At 69.0% G+C, this 17,251-nt stretch carries 11 protein-coding genes; 4 read left to right on the top strand and 7 right to left on the bottom strand.

The window, feature by feature from the left end; all coding sequences use genetic code 11:
- Positions 1-170 precede the first annotated feature (170 nt).
- From DMC18_RS07145 to DMC18_RS25930, 5 genes are all read right to left on the bottom strand, one after another.
- Complete coding sequence (locus DMC18_RS07145) at positions 171-509, bottom strand: putative quinol monooxygenase (RefSeq protein WP_199228405.1); 339 nt, start codon at positions 507-509, stop codon at positions 171-173.
- A complete protein-coding gene (locus DMC18_RS07150; RefSeq protein WP_110119397.1) occupies positions 506-1,444 on the bottom strand; it encodes an NAD-dependent epimerase/dehydratase family protein in 939 nt (312 codons plus the stop codon). The genes DMC18_RS07145 and DMC18_RS07150 overlap by 4 nt, the downstream gene beginning before the upstream one ends.
- Positions 1,445-1,451: 7 nt before the next feature.
- Entirely contained in the window at positions 1,452-2,468 is a 1,017-nt protein-coding gene (locus DMC18_RS07155; RefSeq protein WP_110119398.1) for an SMP-30/gluconolactonase/LRE family protein, read from the bottom strand.
- 109 nt (positions 2,469-2,577) lie between these two features.
- Positions 2,578-3,534, bottom strand: coding sequence for a LysR family transcriptional regulator (locus DMC18_RS07160; RefSeq protein WP_110119399.1), 957 nt, complete (start codon positions 3,532-3,534; stop codon positions 2,578-2,580).
- Complete coding sequence (locus DMC18_RS25930) at positions 3,534-3,692, bottom strand: hypothetical protein (protein WP_158285873.1); 159 nt, start codon at positions 3,690-3,692, stop codon at positions 3,534-3,536. Before DMC18_RS25930 ends, DMC18_RS07160 begins: the two co-directional genes overlap by 1 nt.
- 239 nt (positions 3,693-3,931) lie before the next feature.
- On the opposite strand from DMC18_RS25930, the gene DMC18_RS07165 reads away from it, so the two are divergent.
- From DMC18_RS07165 to DMC18_RS07180, 4 genes are all read left to right on the top strand, one after another.
- On the top strand, positions 3,932-5,467 hold the full coding sequence (locus DMC18_RS07165) for a hypothetical protein (protein ID WP_146217998.1): 1,536 nt from the start codon (positions 3,932-3,934) through the stop codon (positions 5,465-5,467).
- 218 nt (positions 5,468-5,685) lie between these two features.
- Positions 5,686-7,905, top strand: coding sequence for a TonB-dependent receptor (locus DMC18_RS07170; protein ID WP_110119401.1), 2,220 nt, complete (start codon positions 5,686-5,688; stop codon positions 7,903-7,905).
- A gap of 141 nt (positions 7,906-8,046) precedes the next feature.
- The gene (locus DMC18_RS07175; protein ID WP_110119402.1) at positions 8,047-9,762 is read left to right on the top strand and encodes a ShlB/FhaC/HecB family hemolysin secretion/activation protein; all 1,716 of its coding nucleotides are present in this window, start codon (positions 8,047-8,049) and stop codon (positions 9,760-9,762) included.
- A gap of 30 nt (positions 9,763-9,792) precedes the next feature.
- Positions 9,793-14,730 (top strand): S-layer family protein, encoded by a 4,938-nt coding sequence (locus DMC18_RS07180; RefSeq protein WP_110119403.1) that lies wholly within the window; start codon positions 9,793-9,795, stop codon positions 14,728-14,730.
- 59 nt (positions 14,731-14,789) lie between these two features.
- Here DMC18_RS07180 and DMC18_RS07185 read toward each other — a convergent pair whose 3' ends face one another.
- Positions 14,790-16,124, bottom strand: a complete 1,335-nt coding sequence (locus DMC18_RS07185; RefSeq protein ID WP_110119404.1) for an LLM class flavin-dependent oxidoreductase — start codon at positions 16,122-16,124, stop codon at positions 14,790-14,792.
- Between the two features lie 85 nt (positions 16,125-16,209).
- Complete coding sequence (locus DMC18_RS07190) at positions 16,210-17,106, bottom strand: TauD/TfdA family dioxygenase (protein ID WP_110119405.1); 897 nt, start codon at positions 17,104-17,106, stop codon at positions 16,210-16,212.
- Positions 17,107-17,251: the final 145 nt, after the last annotated feature.

Genomic DNA, 17,251 nt, shown 5'->3' on the forward strand with positions numbered 1-17,251 from the left:
ACGGTCCGCCGCCGCCACAACGCCCGCGTCCGCACCGCTCTTCAACCACTTCGCCATGGCGTGTTCCTCGTCCTAGTTCTCTTGGTCGGCCAAGCCGTTGACGATGCTGGTAGGACCCGCCGGAGCCGGCGGCAAAACGTCTTTATCGTGGGCAGGTATCGCCCCCGCCGTCAGCCGCCGAAGACCCCATCGACGGCGGCGTTTCCCGCCGCGGCGTCGAGCGGCGCCAGGGCGGTCACGGTGATCGGCCAGGCCAGCAGCGGGACGATGTCGCGCCGGTAGTCGGCGAAATAGCCGGCCGCCCGATGGGCCTCGAGGGCCGCCTGATCGTCATAGACCTCGTGCAGCAGGAAGCCGGCCTCGGTACGGAAGAGGTCGTAGCGGCGGCAGCCCGGCTCGGCCCGGGTGAAGCCGACCATGCGTCGCAGCACGGTCTCGACTTGCGCCTCCTGGCCGGGCAACGGCGCGAAGGCTGCCTGGATCGCAACACGGGTCTCCATCGGGCTCATGGCGCGCCGATCCCGCGCAGGGCAGCGGCGACGAAGGCCTCGGTCGAGCCGTCGTGGGCGAAGCCGGCGGCCTGAGCAGCGGCGGCGGTCAACGGCGGCAGGCGGCCGAACTGAGCCTCCAGGGGCGCGTCGGGAACATAGGTCACGAGCGCCGGATCGGCCCCGGTGCGGGCGACGATGGCGTCGACCATCTCGCCGAACACCAGGCGCAGGGCCGGCAGGGTCACAGCCCGGGTGGTCGGCATCACCGCGCCGTCCAGGCCGGCGGCGTGGACGAGGTTGGCCGCGCAGCGCTCGACCGACATCGCCCAGATCGTCGCCTCGCGGGACACCGGAACCGTGAACGGCTTGCCGGCGGCCAGGGCGTGGAACACCTCGCTCATGAAGGCCGACTTCATGCCGCTGGGGCCGAGCGGGCGGGCGAGGATGCCGGGCAGGCGCACGCTGACGGCGTCGAGCGCGCCGCGCCGGGTGAGGTCGGCCAGGGCGATCTCGACCATCAGCTTGTGGGCCCCGTAGGTCATGGCCGGCGACAGCGGGGTGTCGTCGTCGACATGGTCGGGCAAGGGCGCGCCAAACACGGCGATGGTGCTGGTGAAGACCACGCGGGGGACGTTGCCGTAGGCGGCGACGGCGTCGATCAGGTCGAGCGTGGCGTCGAGATTGATCCGCCGCGACAGAGCCGGATCCTGCTCGGCCGTACCGCCCATGACCCCGGCCAGGTGGAAGAGAACGTCCGCCCCCTGCCCCGTCGCCCGCGCGCGGATGGACGGATCGGCAAGATCGCCCTCGACCAGCTCCGCGTCCGGTCCAGCGAGGCCGGGCGGCAGCCGCGCGTCGAGCAGGACGAGACGGTCGAAGCGGCCCTGGGCCCGTAGCTGCCTGACGAGTTCCTGGCCGACGAAGCCGCCGGCCCCGGTGATGATCGCTCTCATGCCGCCCTCACCAGTAGATCAGCGGCTGGCCCGCGACCGGGCTGCGGAAAAACGGGATGGTCGAGCCGCGCAGGGAGCCCAGATAGACCGTCTTCAGGTCGTGGCCGCCGAAGGTCAGGCTGGCCATCCAGGGCGCCAGGGTCCCGGTCGCGCCGGCCATCAGCTCGGGCGTCACCCGCCCCTCCTCCCAGGCCTTGTCGAGCGCCGCCGTCCCGGCCGGATCGCCGTCGTCCAGCAGGGTGACGAGGTCGCCCTCCGGCGTGATGGCGATCAGGCGGTCGGCCATGATCAGGGTGCTCCAGAGATTGCCGTAGGCGTCGAAGGCGATCCCGTCGCAGAAGCCGCCGACATTGCTGGGGCCGAAGGTCTCGCGATGGCTCAGCTCGCCGTCGGCCTCGACCTTGAAGCGGGTGATCTTCCGCGCCGTGGTCTCGGCGACGTAGAGCCACTCCTCCTTCGGATCGAAGCGCAGCTCGTTGGTGCCGCACAGGCCGTCGGCGACAATGCGCACGCCGCGCTCGTCGATCAGGGCGATGTAGCCGTCGGTGCTCATGGTCTCGACGTGGCGGGTCCAGGGCACCATCTGCGTCGTCACGGTCAGCCACAGACGCCCCTTGCTGTCGCGGGTGACGAAGTTGGCCTTGCCCAGCGGCCGGCCCTCGATGTTGTCGAGGATGACGCTGCTCTTGCCGTCGCGGGTCATGCGCTCCAGGCGGTCGGTCCCGAAGTTGGCGATCAGGAAGTCGCCGTTGCTATCGAAGGTCAGGCCGTTGGGCAGCGAGCCCTGGGTGTTGACGAACCGATCCTCGAACGAGCCGCCGCCCAGTTCCTCGGGCTGCGCCTGGGAGACGATGGTCTGGGCGCCGTCGGGATCGATGCGCACCACCCCGCCCCGGGCGTCGGCCGACCACAGGGTCCCGTCGCGCTCGGCCAGGATGCATTCGGGCCGTTGCAGGTCCTTGCCGACGAAGCCGATGGCGGCGCGGTCGACGCGCCAGTCGCGAAGGGGGTTGTCGGGACGCAAGGCGAACTCCTGAAGCTTGGGCGCAAGGCCGCGGACGGCGCGAGCATAGGCGCGCCGTTGCGGACGGCTCGGCGTTTGTGTGGATAGGTCCTATCGGCGCGGCGCGCCCTCAGGCGCCGGCGATCTCGTCCTCGGCCAGCGCCAGGGCGGGACGCTCCAGCGAGGGATGGCCGGCGTGACGCTTGAGCTGCTCGATCAGCCAGCGCAGGGCCAGGTCCTGGCTGCTGGAGCGATGCCACTGGATCGACTGGCGGATGGGCGGGATGTCGACCGGCGACTCGTGGATCACCAGCGGCAGGTGCTTGGCGGCCTGCTCGGCCAGGCGTCGCTGTACCGTGGCGATGCGGTTGGTGCCGACCACCAGGCCGGGCACGGCGGTGAACGAGGGCGCGACGATCTCGATCCGGCGACGCACCTGCTGGGTCTGGAGGAAGTATTCCTCGAAGGCCGGCAGGCGGGCCTTGCCGAACTGCACCGAGACGTGGCCGAGCCCGAAGTAGAGCGTGCGGTCGAGCTTTTCCTTGATCTCGGTGTTGCCGCTCCAGGCGACGACCACGTAGTCGTCCTCGAAGAACCGGCTCTTGGGGTGGTTCTCGCTCAGCGCATGGTCGAGGGTGATCAGGAGATCGATCTCGCGACGCTCCAGGTGTTCTCCGGGCCGGTCGTCGAGCTGGACGAGCTCGACGGTGATGTCCGGCGCCTGCTGCGAGATCGCCTGCAGGGCGCCCGACAGCATCACCGCCAGGGCGTAGTCGGAAGCCGTGACGGTGAACTTGCGGTCGGAGGTGGCCGGATCGAAGCTCGGCTTGGTGGTGATGGTCGACTTGATCTGCAGCAGCACGCCGCGCACCGGTTCGGCCAGGGCCTCGCCGCGCGGGGTGAGCACCATCTTGCGACCGGTGTTGACCAGCAGTTCGTCGCCGAAGAAGTCGCGAAGGCGTCCCAGCGCGCCGCTCATCGCCGATTGGGACAGGCACAGGCGCTCGGCGGCGGCCGAAACGTTGCGCTCGTCCAGCAGGGCGTCCAGGGCCACGAGGAGGTTGAGGTCGAGCCGTTCGAAACGCATCAGGCCGCCTCGTCTTCGCTGGCTTCGGGACTGAAGCGCACCGGCACGAACCAGTGGTCGTAGGCGATCGGATAGATCATCGCGGATACGGACGCTGTGTCCGTCGCGGGAACGGGCGCGGCCAGCATGGCCAGGGCGCGCCAGATGAACTGCGCCATATGATGTTCCTCCCTAAGCCGGTCTGTCGCCAGCTTTGGTATCGACGCTATCGATACCCCCTCCATCGCCCAAATCGAAAGAACGGATTTCAGCTATCGGCGCGACCGATACCCTTTGCCGCGCCGTAACATCGATCAGCCGCGCGGCGGCGAGCTATCGGCCAAATGGCTTTGCCCGCGCCCATGCCCTTCGCGCAGGTTCGCTCCAGCCTGACAACGACAAGAGGGGAAACACCAGGATGGCTTCCGCTTCGCTCGCCCGCGTTCCGCGTGCATTGACCCATGTTCTGCTGGCCGGGGCGGCCCTGCTGGCGATCTCGACGGCGCCCGTCGCGGCGCTGGCGAGGGTCGACGCGCCGCCCGCCGCGCAGCTCACCGCCGACGACTACCGGCTGCTGCATCCGGGGGTCTATACCGACCGCGAAGCCCCGCTGGTCGCCAAGTATTTCGCCGACAACCAGGCCCTGAAGGATCGCGGCCCGATCGACGTCAAGGCGCTGGTCGCCGGAACCCTGCCCAAGGACACGCCGGGCCTGGGCCCCGTGATCAAGGTCACCGAGGACTGGGTCCGCTACAACGCCAAGAAGTACGACCCCGACAGCCCGCTGCGCAACGACGCGACCTATGCGCGCTCGCTGGGCTACGAGGACATCCTGGCCTATCCGACCTTCGGCGCGCACGACGACAGCTACATGGCGCCGTGGCCGCCCGGCGCGCGCGACAAGCTGCTGGTCAGCGAGCTGAACCACAGCGTCACCAACCTGGCCCCGATCTATCCGGGCGACACGCTGTATCTCGTGATGAACGAGCGGACGGTGCTGGACCTGACGCCGCCGCAGGGCTCGATCACCCGCAACATCGTCATCCAGACCAAGGGCGAGGTCTTCAACCAGAAGGGCGTCAAGGTCAGCGACGTGATCTTCCGCGTCACCGAGAACGTGAAGGTGGCCAAGCCCGGCAAGGAGCCAAAGGACCGCTCGTTCCCGGTTATCTGGCAGGCTCCGGACTGGTTCAGGCGGCCGGCCCACGTCTATACCGACCAGGACTGGGCGTTCATCAAGGACGTCTGGTCCAAGGAGACCCGGCGCGGCGCCGAGCCGCTGTACTGGGACGACGTCAAGGTGGGCGACAAGCCGGCCTGGACGCTGGACGGGCCGATCGAGGTGTCGGTCGCGCCGATCCCGCCGTGGGGCATGGGCGCCGGCGGCAGCCGCACCCTCAAGCGCGAGATCATGGATCCCAAGCTGGCCAAGGGCCTGATCCGCGGTGAGAAGGACGGCATCTGGCGCCTGCCCAACCGCGCCGACTACGTGCCTGTTCCGCCACCGAGCCCGGTGATCCCCGGCGCGCCGACGCTGGACGGCGGCATCGACACCACCAACATCCACAAGGAAGGCGCCAAGCGCGCGCCGCTGGTCAACTATCTGGGCCGGGACCTGGCCATCCGGGCGCTGACCAACTGGGCCGGCGACCGGGCGTGGCTGGAGAACATCCGCTGGACCATCATGGACCCGCGCGGCATGGCCGATGTCGGCGATCCCGTCCCCTCCGATCCCCTGGCCGAGCACTTCCTCGACCGAGTGCCGTCGATGAAGGGCCGTTACGTCAACACCCACGGCCTGACCCAGGACGTGGCGATCGTGAAGTCGGAAGTGGTCGGCAAGTACGTCAAGGACGGCAAGCCGATGGTTGACCTCGTCTGGTGGGTCGAGACCATCGACGGCTACATCTTCGAGGAAGGCATGGCGACCTATCGCCTGGCCCTGAAGCCCTGATCGCTTTTCAGGCATGACGACTGGCGGCGGCGGTCCCTGACGGGGCCGCCGCCGTCTTCGTTTGGCCCCGCCGATAGCAGGTATTCTCCCTACGGCTTTCACAGAACGGCGTGCGTCGAGTTAGCGTCGCCGCAGGCTCGCCATGCCGCCCCTCGGGCGAACTGGAACGAAGCCCAAGGAGCGCCGGATCGACGGCGCCATCGGGAGGAACAATCGAAATGCGACCCTGCACCGGCCAGGGGCGAGCGCTGCTGCTCGCCTCGACGACCGCCCTCGCCCTCATGTCGGCCAGTCCGCTGATGGCCCAGACCGCCAAGCCGTCCGCCGCCGACGAACAGCCCGTCCAGCTGGACGACATCATCGTCACGGCCGAACGCTCTGAGGTCGCCATCCAGGACGCGCCGCTGGCGGTGTCGGCCATCGGCGCGGCGGACCTGCAAAAGCGCCAGATCAACAGCATCGAGGCCCTGGCCTCGTCGATCCCCAACGTCAGTTTCGGCCGGGCGGTCGGCATCGCCCGCATCGCCATCCGGGGCGTAGGCCTGGACACCACCACGCCGGGCAGCGAGGGGCGCGTCGCCTATCACCTGGACGGGGTCTATCTCAGCCGTCCGACCATCGCCCTGGGCACCTTCTTCGACGTGGCGCGGGTGGAGGTGGTGCGCGGACCCCAGGGCACGCTCTACGGCCGCAACGCCACCGGCGGGGCGGTGAACGTCATCACCCAGGACCCGGAGAAGGACTTCGGCGGCTACGCCCGCGTCGCGCTGGGCAACTACAACCTGGTGCGGGCCGAGGGCGCGGTCAGCGCGCCGCTGAGCGACGCCGTCAGCCTGCGGCTGGCCGTGCAGAAGGTCGATCGCGACGGCTACGGCCGCAACATCCACACCGGCAACGACGTCGACGACGAGCACACCGCCGCGGCGCGGGTGAAGCTGCTGATCGAACCCAGCGACGACTTCAGGAACGTCGCCTCGCTCGACTACTACACGGCCGACGACGCCAACTATCACTACCACTACCTGGCCCAGGGCAATCCGACGCTGGCCCCCCTCGCCTTCCGCCTGGGCGGGACGACGGCGCCCAACGCCCGCGACACCAACAACGACACCGACACCCACAACCGCCGCAAGGTCTGGGGCTTCGGCAACCAGCTGGACTGGACGCTGGGCCCGGCGACCCTGTCGTCGGTGACCGGATATCGCGAAAGCAAGACCCAGTTCCTCAGCGACGCCGACAACACCACCCTGCTGCTGGCCAACCTCTACAACCGCGAGATCTCCAGCCAGTTCAGCCAGGAGCTGCGGCTGTCGGGCAAGAGCGAGCGGTTCGACTGGCTGGTCGGAGCCTACTACTTCTCGGAAGACATCAACGGCGTGAACGGCTTCTCGCCGATGTCGCGGGCCCTGGTCGGCGGGGCGATGACGCCGGCGATCGGCGCAGCCTTCGGCGGGCTCCAGAAGACCACCTCATACGCCGCCTTCGGCCAGGCGACCTGGCGGGCGACCGACAGGCTGGCGCTGATCGTCGGCCTTCGCTGGAGCAAGGACAGGAAGGCGCTGGACGAATATTCGGTGGTCAATCTGGCCACGGACTATCCGGGCCTGCCGCCCAACCAGTTCCCGACCCCGACCAAGCTGCAACGCAATTCGTGGTCGTCGCTGACGCCGCGGGTGACGCTGGAATACGGCTTCACCCCGGACGTGAAGGCCTATGCGACCTATGCCGAGGGCTTCAAGGGCGGCGGCTATTCGGTGGGCAGCGTCGCCAGCCCCTACCAGCCCGAGAAACTCAAGGACTACGAGGCGGGCCTGAAGGCCGAGTGGTTCGACCGCCGCCTGCGCACCAACCTGTCGGCCTTCTTCTACGACTACAGCAACCTGCAGGTTCAGAAGGTGCTGGCCACCGGCACCTTCTTCGAGAACGCGGCCAAGGCCGAGATCCGCGGGATCGAGCTGGAGTCGAGCCTGCTGGCGACGCAGAACCTGCGCATCGACCTGAACGGCGCGCTGCTGCATTCGGAATATACGCAGTTCCAGACCTCGGACCCGTCGCGCAGCTATCTCGGCGTGCTTGACCTGTCGGGCAACCGCATCGCCCAGGCCCCGCCCTATTCGGCGACCCTGGCGGTGCAATACGGTCTGCCGACGGGCCTCGGCGACTGGACCTTCCGGGCGGAGTCGATCTGGGTCGGCAAGGTCTATTTCAACCAGTTCAACCGCGACGTCCTCTCGCAGGACGCCAACAACAAGCTGAACGCCTTCGTCACCTGGACCCATCCGGCCGGCGCCTGGACGGTGACGGCCTACGGCCGCAACCTCACCGACGAGACCCTGATAGCCACGGCCGTGACCAGCAATCCGCTGCTGACCACGCCGGTGCTGGGCACCTTCGAGCCGCCGCGCACCTTCGGCGTCGAGATCGGCTGGCGCTTCTGACCGGCCAACGGGAGGGGCGCCAGGCCCCTCCCGTCACCTGGCGGTCAATTTCCACATTAAGTTGTTTTCCACTATTGCGAGAATCTAACCCCGCAAATACCAATAGTGCACATCATGTTCATCCGTGCATTATTGAATTAAATGGCAACAAATCGATACTTTTCCTGTAGTTCATTTGCCACCATCGCACTTTCACTTGCATTCAGTTCAACAACAGCAACCTGCCTGGCGCAATCGGTCGACGCTGGCGCGCTGAGCCGCAACGCGGAAAGCGCCGCTCGCCCGCCGGAAGAGGCCCCGCCGGCCGCGACCCCAGTCGCGCCTCGGGCCAAGACCGGCCCGGTCGTCCAGGTTCGTCGCTTCGTGGTCGAGGGGGCGACGCTCGTGCCGACGGCGCGGCTGGAAGCTCTGCTGGCCAAGCGGGCGGGCGCCCTGCACTTCTCCGACCTCGAGCTCGCGGCCCAGATCGTCAGCCGGGAATACGCGCGTCGCGGCTTCTTCGCCCGCGCGACGGTTCCGCCCCAGGACGTCACGGACGGCGTGGTGCGCATTGAGGTGATCGAAGGCGTCATGGGCCAGACCACGGTCTTGCCCGGCGCGCCGGCGAACATCGACGCCGACTATGTCCGCAAGATCGCGACCGCTCGGCTGAAGGAAGGCGCGCCCTACTCCGCCGCCGACCTAGAGCGCGGCCTGTTGCTGGCCGACGACCTGGCCGGGGTTTCGATCCGGGGCGTGCTGAAGTCCGGCGAGGGTCGCGGACGCAGCGATCTGGACCTGACGATCACGGACGAGCCGTTCTTCAGCGGCGTGGTCGGAGTCAACAACCAGGGCTCGATCGCCACCGGCGTCGGCCAGGCCTTCGCCACCGCGTCCCTGGCCAATTTCAGCGGGCGTGGCGACCGCCTGCAACTGATCGGCCAGAACTCTGCGCGGCTCGTCTACGGCAAGGCGGTCTATCGGGCGCCGATCGGCGCGGACGGCCTGTCGGCCGACCTCGGCCTCAGCACCCTGCGCTACCGGCTGGGCCACGACTTCGCCGCGCTGGAATCCGAGGGCCAGGCCGGCGTCGTCGAAGCGGGCCTGACCTATCCGCTGGTGCGCGCGTCGCGCGGCGACCTCTCGGTCCGCCTGAGCGCCTCGCGCCAGCGCTACGCCGACGACGTGCTCGACACCCCGCTTCGGCGCAAGCGCCTGGTCGGCGGCGCGCTGGAAGTCTGGGGCGAACGCACCGACCAGTTGGCCGGCGGCGGCCACACCAGCTTCCAGCTTCGCCTGGCGGGCGGGCGACTGGACCTGTCGGACCAGCCGGACGACGCCGAGCAGGACGCGCTGACGGCGCGGGCTGCGGGCGACTACGGCAAGCTCGTCTTCGAGATCAGCCGCGCCCAGCGCCTGGCGCGATCGCTCTATCTGCGCGGCCGTCTGTTCGGCCAGGCCACGACCGGGAACCTCGACACGGCCGAACAGGCCTCGCTGGGCGGACCGACCAATGTCCGCGCCTATCCGGTGATCGAGGGCGCCGGCGACGAGGCGGCGGTCGCCAACCTGGAACTGCACCGACCCGTCGGCGGGCCCTGGGCCTCGCGCATCGATCTCTACGGCTTCGTGGACGGCGGCTGGGTGCGTCAGCACCGCAAGCCCTGGGACGGCTGGAACGCCTCGGGGCAGTCGAACGCCTACACGCTGGCGGGCGCCGGCCTGGGCGCGACCTGGAACGCGCCGGGCGGCCTCAATCTCAGCCTCGTGGCCGCGGCGCCGCTCGGCCCCAATCCGGGCCAGACCGCGCCGGGCGTGAACCAGGACGGCAGCCGCCGCGCCGCGCGGGCGTGGCTGTCGCTCTCCAGAACTTTCTGACGACCAACTTCAGCTAAGGGGGCTGATCACATGGGCACGAAGCAAACCCGATCGACGGGTTTCGTCCGCACGAGAAACCGCGTCGGCATGACGCTGGGCCTGATGGCCCTGTTCGCCGGAACGTCGGCGTTCGCGCTCGACGCCGCCAGCTTGCCGACAGGCGGGGTGGTGACGTCCGGCTCGGCGACGATCGACGCCAGCGCCGCGGCCTTGACGGTCAACCAGAGCACCGACCGGGCGATCATCAACTGGAACAGCTTCGACATCGGCGCGCAGGCTTCGGTGACCTTCCTGCAGCCGTCGACCAGCTCGGTGACGCTGAACCGCGTGATCGGGGCCGGGGCCAGCACCATCGACGGCGCGCTGACCGCCAACGGCTCGGTCTATCTGGTCAATCCCAACGGCATCCTGTTCGGCTCCAACGCCCAGGTGAACGTCGGCGGCCTGATCGCCACAACCGCCGACATCGACGATGACGACTTCAACGCCAGCTCGACCGTCTTCACGCTGGACGGCGCCACGGGCTCGGTGACCAACGCGGGGACCATCAACGCCGGCGCGGGCGGCGTGGCCCTGATCGGCGCAAGCGTGGTGAACACCGGCGCGATCACGACGACGGGCGGAAACGCGGTGCTGGCGGCCGGCCAGTCGGTGCGCCTGAACGCCGGCGCCGACGGCCTGCTGTCGGTCGAGGTCGATCCGGCCACCGTCTCCACCCTGGTCAGCAACGGCGGCATGATCATCGCCGACGGCGGCCAGGTGGTGATGACGGCCCAGGCGGCCGGCGAGGCCGTCTCGTCGGTGGTGTCCAACACCGGTACCGTGCGCGCCCGCACCATCGGCGAGCGCGAAGGCCGCATCCTGCTGCTGGCCGACGCCGACACCGGCACGGTGCAGGTCGGCGGCGTGCTCGACGCCTCGGCGCCGGACGGCGGCGACGGCGGCTTCATCGAGACCTCGGCGGCGACCGTGAGCGTGGCCGACGACGCGACGGTCACCACCCTGGCGGCCGATGGAACGACGGGCTCGTGGCTGATCGACCCGACCGACTTCACCATCGCAGCCAGCGGCGGCGACATCACCGGCGCGGCCCTGTCGGCCCAGCTGGCGACGACCAACGTCACCATCGCCAGCACGGCCGGCGCGACCGAAGGCTCGGGCGACCTCTTCGTCAACGACGCGGTGAGCTGGACCGCCAGCACGATCCTGACCCTGACCGCGGTGCGCAACATCGCCTTCAACGCCGACATCACCGCCACCGGGACCACCTCCGGCCTGGTCCTGACCTACGGCGGCGACTACTCGGTGGCCGACGGCGCCAGCGTCACCCTGGCCGGGACCTCGGCCAGCCTGAAGATCAATGGGACCAGCTACACCCTAATCCACACGGCCGCCGCGCTGATGGCGCTCGGCACCTCGGGCTACTACGCCCTGGCCGAGGACATCGATGCGGCCGGCATCAACTGGGATCCGATCGGCACGTCCGGCTCGGGCAAGTTCAACGGCACCCTGGCGGGTCTCGGCCACTCGGTCAGCAACGTCACGAACACCGACAGCACCCTCGATTATTCGGGCCTGTTCGCCTACGGCAGCAGCACCAGCGTGTTTCGTGACCTCGACCTGATCAACGTGTCGGTCACCGGCGACTACTATGTCGGCGGCCTGGCCGGCTATTCGGGCGGCACGGTCAGCAACGTCACGGTCACGGGCAACGTCTCGGGCAACCAGTATATCGGCGGCCTCATCGGCAACGCCGCCGGAACCGTGACCAACGCCGGTTCGTCGGCGACGGTCACCGCCTACACCTACGGCGGCGGCCTGATCGGCTGGAACAGCGCCGCGGTCACCTACAGCTGGGCGAACGGCCTGGTCACGGGCGGCGGCGGCCTGGGCGGTCTGATCGGCCGTCAAAGCGGCAACGTAAGCTACTCCTGGGCCGAGGCCACGGTGACCAGCACCGGCGGCAGCGTCGGCGGCTTCGCCGGGGTCAACGCCGGCGTGATCTCGTACAGCTACGCCAACAGCAACACCACGAACACCACCAACACCGGCGGCTTCGTCGGCACCAACAGCGGCACGATCAGCTATTCCACGGCCGCCGGCACCGTCTACGGCAGCAGCAACTACGACGGCGGCTTCGCCGGCACCAATTCCGGCACCATCCAGTATTCCAGCAGCTCGGCCACGATCTACGGCCTGGCCCGCGCGGGCGGGCTGGTCGGCTTCAACGCCGCGGCCGGCGTGATCATCGACTCCTCGTCGAGCGGCGACGTCTCGGGCGGCAACTACGTGGGCGGCCTGGTGGGGGCCAACGCCGGCACGATCACCGGCTCGCACTCGTCGAGCTACACGTCCGGCGCCAGCTATGTCGGCGGCCTGGTCGGCTACAACTCCTCGTCGGTGATCAGCTCCTACGCCACGGGCGACGTGGTGGCGAGCGGCACGCAGGGCGGCGGCCTGCTCGGCTGGAACAGCGCCAACGTCAGCGGCGTGTACGCCACGGGCGACGTCACCGTCGCGGGCAGCTACGGCGGCGGCCTCATCGGCTATTCGACCGGCACCGTGGCCACGTCCTACGCCACCGGCGACGTGGTCTCCACGGGCGGCGCCACCGGCGGCCTCATCGGCTACACCAGCAACTCCATCACCAACGCCTACGCCACCGGCGACGTCACCAGCGCCGGCTCGGCCGGCGGCCTGGTCGGTTCGACCGGCGGGCGGGTCTACTATTCCTACTCGCTGGGCAAGGTGACGAGCTCCAGCAGCACCGGCGCCGGCGGCCTGATCGGCAACCTCGACAGCTACGCCTATTACAGCTTCTGGAACACGACGGCGAACCCGACGCTCAAGGCGGTCGGCGGGACCAACACGGCCGCCGCCCGCTACGCCAACGTCTATGGCAAGACCCTGGCCGAGCTGATGACGGCCTCGACCTTCACCGCCGTCGGCTGGAGCCTCGACGCCAGCGGCGGCACCAGCAGCACCTGGCGGATCTACGAAGGCTACACCACGCCGCTGCTGCGCAGCTTCCTCAAGACCCTGACCGTCACCCCGGTCGCCACCACCAAGGTCTATAACGGCCTGCTCGACACCACGATCGACTACACCACCTCGATCGACGGCGCGGTCGTGCTCGGCACGGCCCGGCCGACAAGCGCCGGCGCCTCGGCGCTGGACGTCGGGACCTACACGACCGGCATCACCGGCCTCTATTCGAGCCAGCAGGGCTACGACATCATCTACGGAGCCGACACGACCCTGACGATCACGCCGGCCTCGCTGACGATCGCGGCCAACAGCCTGAGCAAGACCTACGGCCAGACCGCCAGCCTGACCTATACGGCCACGGGCCTTGCCGCCCGCGACTCCATCGCGACCCTGGCCCTGGCCTCGGACGGGACGGCGTCCACGGCGAGCGTCGGCGACTATGCCATCACGGCCGGCGGGGCGACCGGCACGGGCCTGTCGAACTACGTGATCACCTATGCCGACGGAACCCTGAGCGTCGATCCGGCCGCTCTGACGATCACGGCCTCCAGCGCCTCCAAGACCTATGGCCAGACGACCGTGGTCGACGGCTACAGCGTCTCGGGCCTGGTCAATGGCGACACCGTCTCGACGGTGAGCGTGGCCTCGGACGGCTCTGCCGCCACGGCCCTGGTCGGCGACTACGCCGTCACCGCAAGCGCGGCGACCGGCTCGGGCCTGTCGAACTATGTCGTGACCTATGTGAACGGCAAGCTGACCGTGGTTCCGGCCAGCCTGACGATCACGGCCTCGAACGCCTCCAAGACCTACGGTGAGACCGCCACGCTGGACGCCTACAGCGTCTCCGGCCTGGTCAACAGCGACAGCGTCTCGTCGGTGACCCTGGCCTCGAACGGTTCGGCCGCCACCGCCTCGGTGGGCGACTACGCCGTCACGGCCAGCGGCGCGACCGGGTCGGGCCTGTCGAACTATGTGGTGACCTATGTGAACGGCGCCCTGACCGTGGTTCCGGCTTCGCTGACCATCACGGCGAGCGACGCCTCCAAGACCTATGGCGAGACGGCCAGCCTGACCTACAGCGTCTCTGGCCTGCTCAACAGCGACAGCGTCTCGTCGGTGGCCCTGGCCTCCGACGGCGCGGCCGTCACCGCCTCGGTCGGCGACTACGCCGTCGCCGCCGGCGGCGCGACCGGCTCGGGCCTGTCGAACTACGTCGTGACCTATGTCGGCGGGACCCTGACCGTGGTTCCGGCGACGCTGACCATCACGGCGGGAGACGTCACCAAGACCTACGGCGCGACCGCGACCCTGAGCTACACCGCCACCGGCCTGGTCAATGGCGACAGCGTCTCGTCGGTGGTCCTGGCCTCCGACGGCGCGCCCGCCACGGCTTCGGTCGGCGACTACGCCGTCGCCGCCAGCGAGGCGGCGGGCTCGGGACTGTCGAACTACGTCGTGACCTATGTGGACGGGACCCTGACGGTGGTTCCGGCCAGCCTGACCATCACGGCCTCGGACGCCGCCAAGACCTATGGCGAGACCGCCGTGCTCGACGGCTACAGCGTCTCGGGCCTGGTCAACGGCGACACGGTCGAGGCGGTGAGCCTGGCCTCGGACGGCTCGGTCGCCACAGCGTCGGTGGGCGACTACGCCATCACGGCCGGCGGAGCGACAGGCGCGGGCCTGTCGAACTATGTGGTGACCTATGTCGACGGCAAGCTGACCGTGGTTCCGGCGACCCTGACCATCACGGCCTCGGACGCCGCCAAGGCCTATGGTGAAACGGCCGTCCTCGACGGCTACGGCGTCTCGGGCCTGGTCAATGGCGACAGCGTCACGACCGTGGCCCTGGCCTCGGACGGCGCGCCGGCCGAAGCCGCGGCCGGCGACTACGCCATCGTCGCCAGCGGCGCGGCGGGCGCGGGCCTGTCGAACTACGCCATCACCTATGTGGACGGCGTGCTGACGGTCACGCCCTGAGACGCTAAGGGCCGCCGCGCATCGCTGCGCGGCGGCCCAGGTCCCGACCTCGGCGCCGCCTATTCGGCGGCGGCGAGGGTCGCGGCGTAGCGGTTGGCGGGGATGTCGATGCCCAGGCTCTCGCGGAACGTGGTCCCCTCGTAGTCGGTGCGGAACAGGCCGCGCGCCTGGAGGATCGGCACCACCAGTTCGACGAAGGCCTCCAACTGGCCCGGCAGGCTTTCGAACAGCACGAAGCCGTCGGAGGCGCGGCTTTCGAACCAGGCCTGCAGGCTGTCGGCGACCTGTTCGGGCGCGCCGACGAAGTGGCCGCGCGGGGTGGCGAAGCGCAGGGCCGTCTCGCGCAGGGTGAGGTTCTCGGCCTTCACGGCGGCGACGATGCGGTTGACGGCGCTCTGGTTGGAATTGGCGCCGAATTCGGCGGCCTCCAGCGGGAACGGGCCGTCGGGATCGTGCTGGCTGAAGTCGTACTCGTTGAACGGCCGGGCCAGCATGGACAGGGCGTTGTCGAGCGAAACGAGTTCGGTCAGTTCCTTGTAGAGCGCCTCGGCTTCCTCCGCCGTCCTGCCGACCACCGGGCGGGCGGCGGGCAGGACGTGCAGTTGGTCCGGATCACGGCCGTAGCCGGCGGCGCGGGCCTTGATGTCCTTGTAGTAGGCCTGGGCGGCGTCGAGGTCCTCGTGCGAGACGAAGATGGCGTCGGCGCGCCTGGCGGCGAAGGCCTTGCCGTCCTCCGAGGCGCCGGCCTGGAAGATCACCGGCTGGCCCTGGGGCGAGCGGCTGATGTTCAGCGGCCCCTTCACCGAGAAGAACTCGCCCTTGTGATCGAGGGTATGGAGCTTCGCAGGGTCGAAGAACTCGCCGCCGGCCTTGTCGAAGGTCAGGGCGTCGTCCTCCCAGCTGTCCCACAGGCCCTGGACGACGTCGAGATATTCGCCGGCCAGGCGGTAGCGGACGTCGTGGGCGTAGTGCTTCTCGCGACTGTAGTTGGCGGCGCTGCCCTCGAGCCAGGAGGTGACGACGTTCCAGCCGGCGCGGCCGCCGCTGATGTGGTCGAGCGAGGAGAACTGGCGGGCGACGTTGAACGGCTCGCTGTAGCTGACCGTCAGGGTGCCCACGAGGCCGATGTTGCTGGTGGCCCCGGCCAGGGCCGACAGGATGGTCAGCGGCTCGAAGCGGTTGAGATAGTGCGGGCTGGACTTCTCGGTGATGTAGACGCTGTCGGCGACGAACAGGAAGTCGAACTTGCCGGCCTCGGCCACCTGGGCCTGACGCTTGTAGAACGAAAAGTCGGTGCTGGCGCCGGGATGGGCGTCCGGGTGGCGCCAGTCGCCCCAGCCGGGGCCGACCCCGTGCAGGATGAAACCGAGCTTGAGTTGACGGGGCTGGGACATCGGGGCCGTTCCGTTGGCTGAAAGTAACGGAACTGCTTACGAAGCGTATTTCCCGCGATCCAACGATATGGTCTCAAGCCCCTGATCAGGCTTGGAAATATGGAACGTCACCCTTGATCGTCACCCGCTCGACGACACGCTCCACCGGCCAGTAGTCGAGCACGGCGTAGTGCTGGGTGGCGCGGTTGTCCCAGAAGACGATCGCGTTCGGGCTCCAGCGGAAGCGGACCTGGTATTCGGGCGACTTCACCCGGTCGAGCAGTTCGGCCAGCAAGGCGGCGGCCTCGTCCTCGGGCAGGCCGAGGATCCGCGTCGTGAAGACCTTGTTGACGAAGAGATGCGGCTGCCCGGTCTCGGGATGGGTGCGCACCACCGGGTGGACCTGGGGCGGATAGGCCGCGCGCAGTTCCTGCCGCTTGGCCTCGTCGATGCGGTAGCCGTAGCTCTGCAGGATGTCGTGCTCGGCCTGCAGGCCCGCCAGCCTGTCCTTCAGGGCCTGGGGCAGGTCGGCATAGATGGCGGCGGTGTCGGCGAACAGGGTGTCGCCGCCCGACGGCGGCAGGGTGCGGGCGCGCAGCACCCCGCCCATCGACGGCGCGGGCCGGAAGGTGACGTCGGTGTGCCACTTGTTGGCCGCCCGCACGATCGGGACGATGGCCTCGCGCAGCTTCATGCCGTCGGCCGCCTCGATATGCAGGATCTCGGGAAAGCCCGGCACGTGGGCGGTGACCGGATGGCCCTCCAGATCGCCGAAATAGCGGCCGAAGCGGACGTGGTCCTCGTGGCTGATGTCCTGGTCGCGGAAGAACACCACCTTGTGGCGCAGCAGGGCCGCGCGGATGGCCGCGACGATCTCCGGCTCCAGGGGCTGGGTCAGATCGAGCCCGGCGATCTCGGCGCCCAGCACCGGCCCGGCGGGGGTGACGGTCAGGCCGGCATAGTCGGGCTCACTCCCGGCGGCGATCGGGGTCAAGGCGTTCATGGCGTCCTCCCTCGGACCTCGCCGCTTCGAGAACGACGTTATCCTACTGTAGGCATGGGAATTGGAAGGGCTCAAGTGCGGCTCCAGATGCTCCCCCTGAAGGGGGAGCTGTCGCGAAGCGACTGAGGGGGAAGTTGCTGGTGAG

The organism is Caulobacter sp. D5 (assembly GCF_003185805.1).
Classification (GTDB): Bacteria; Pseudomonadota; Alphaproteobacteria; order Caulobacterales; family Caulobacteraceae; genus Caulobacter.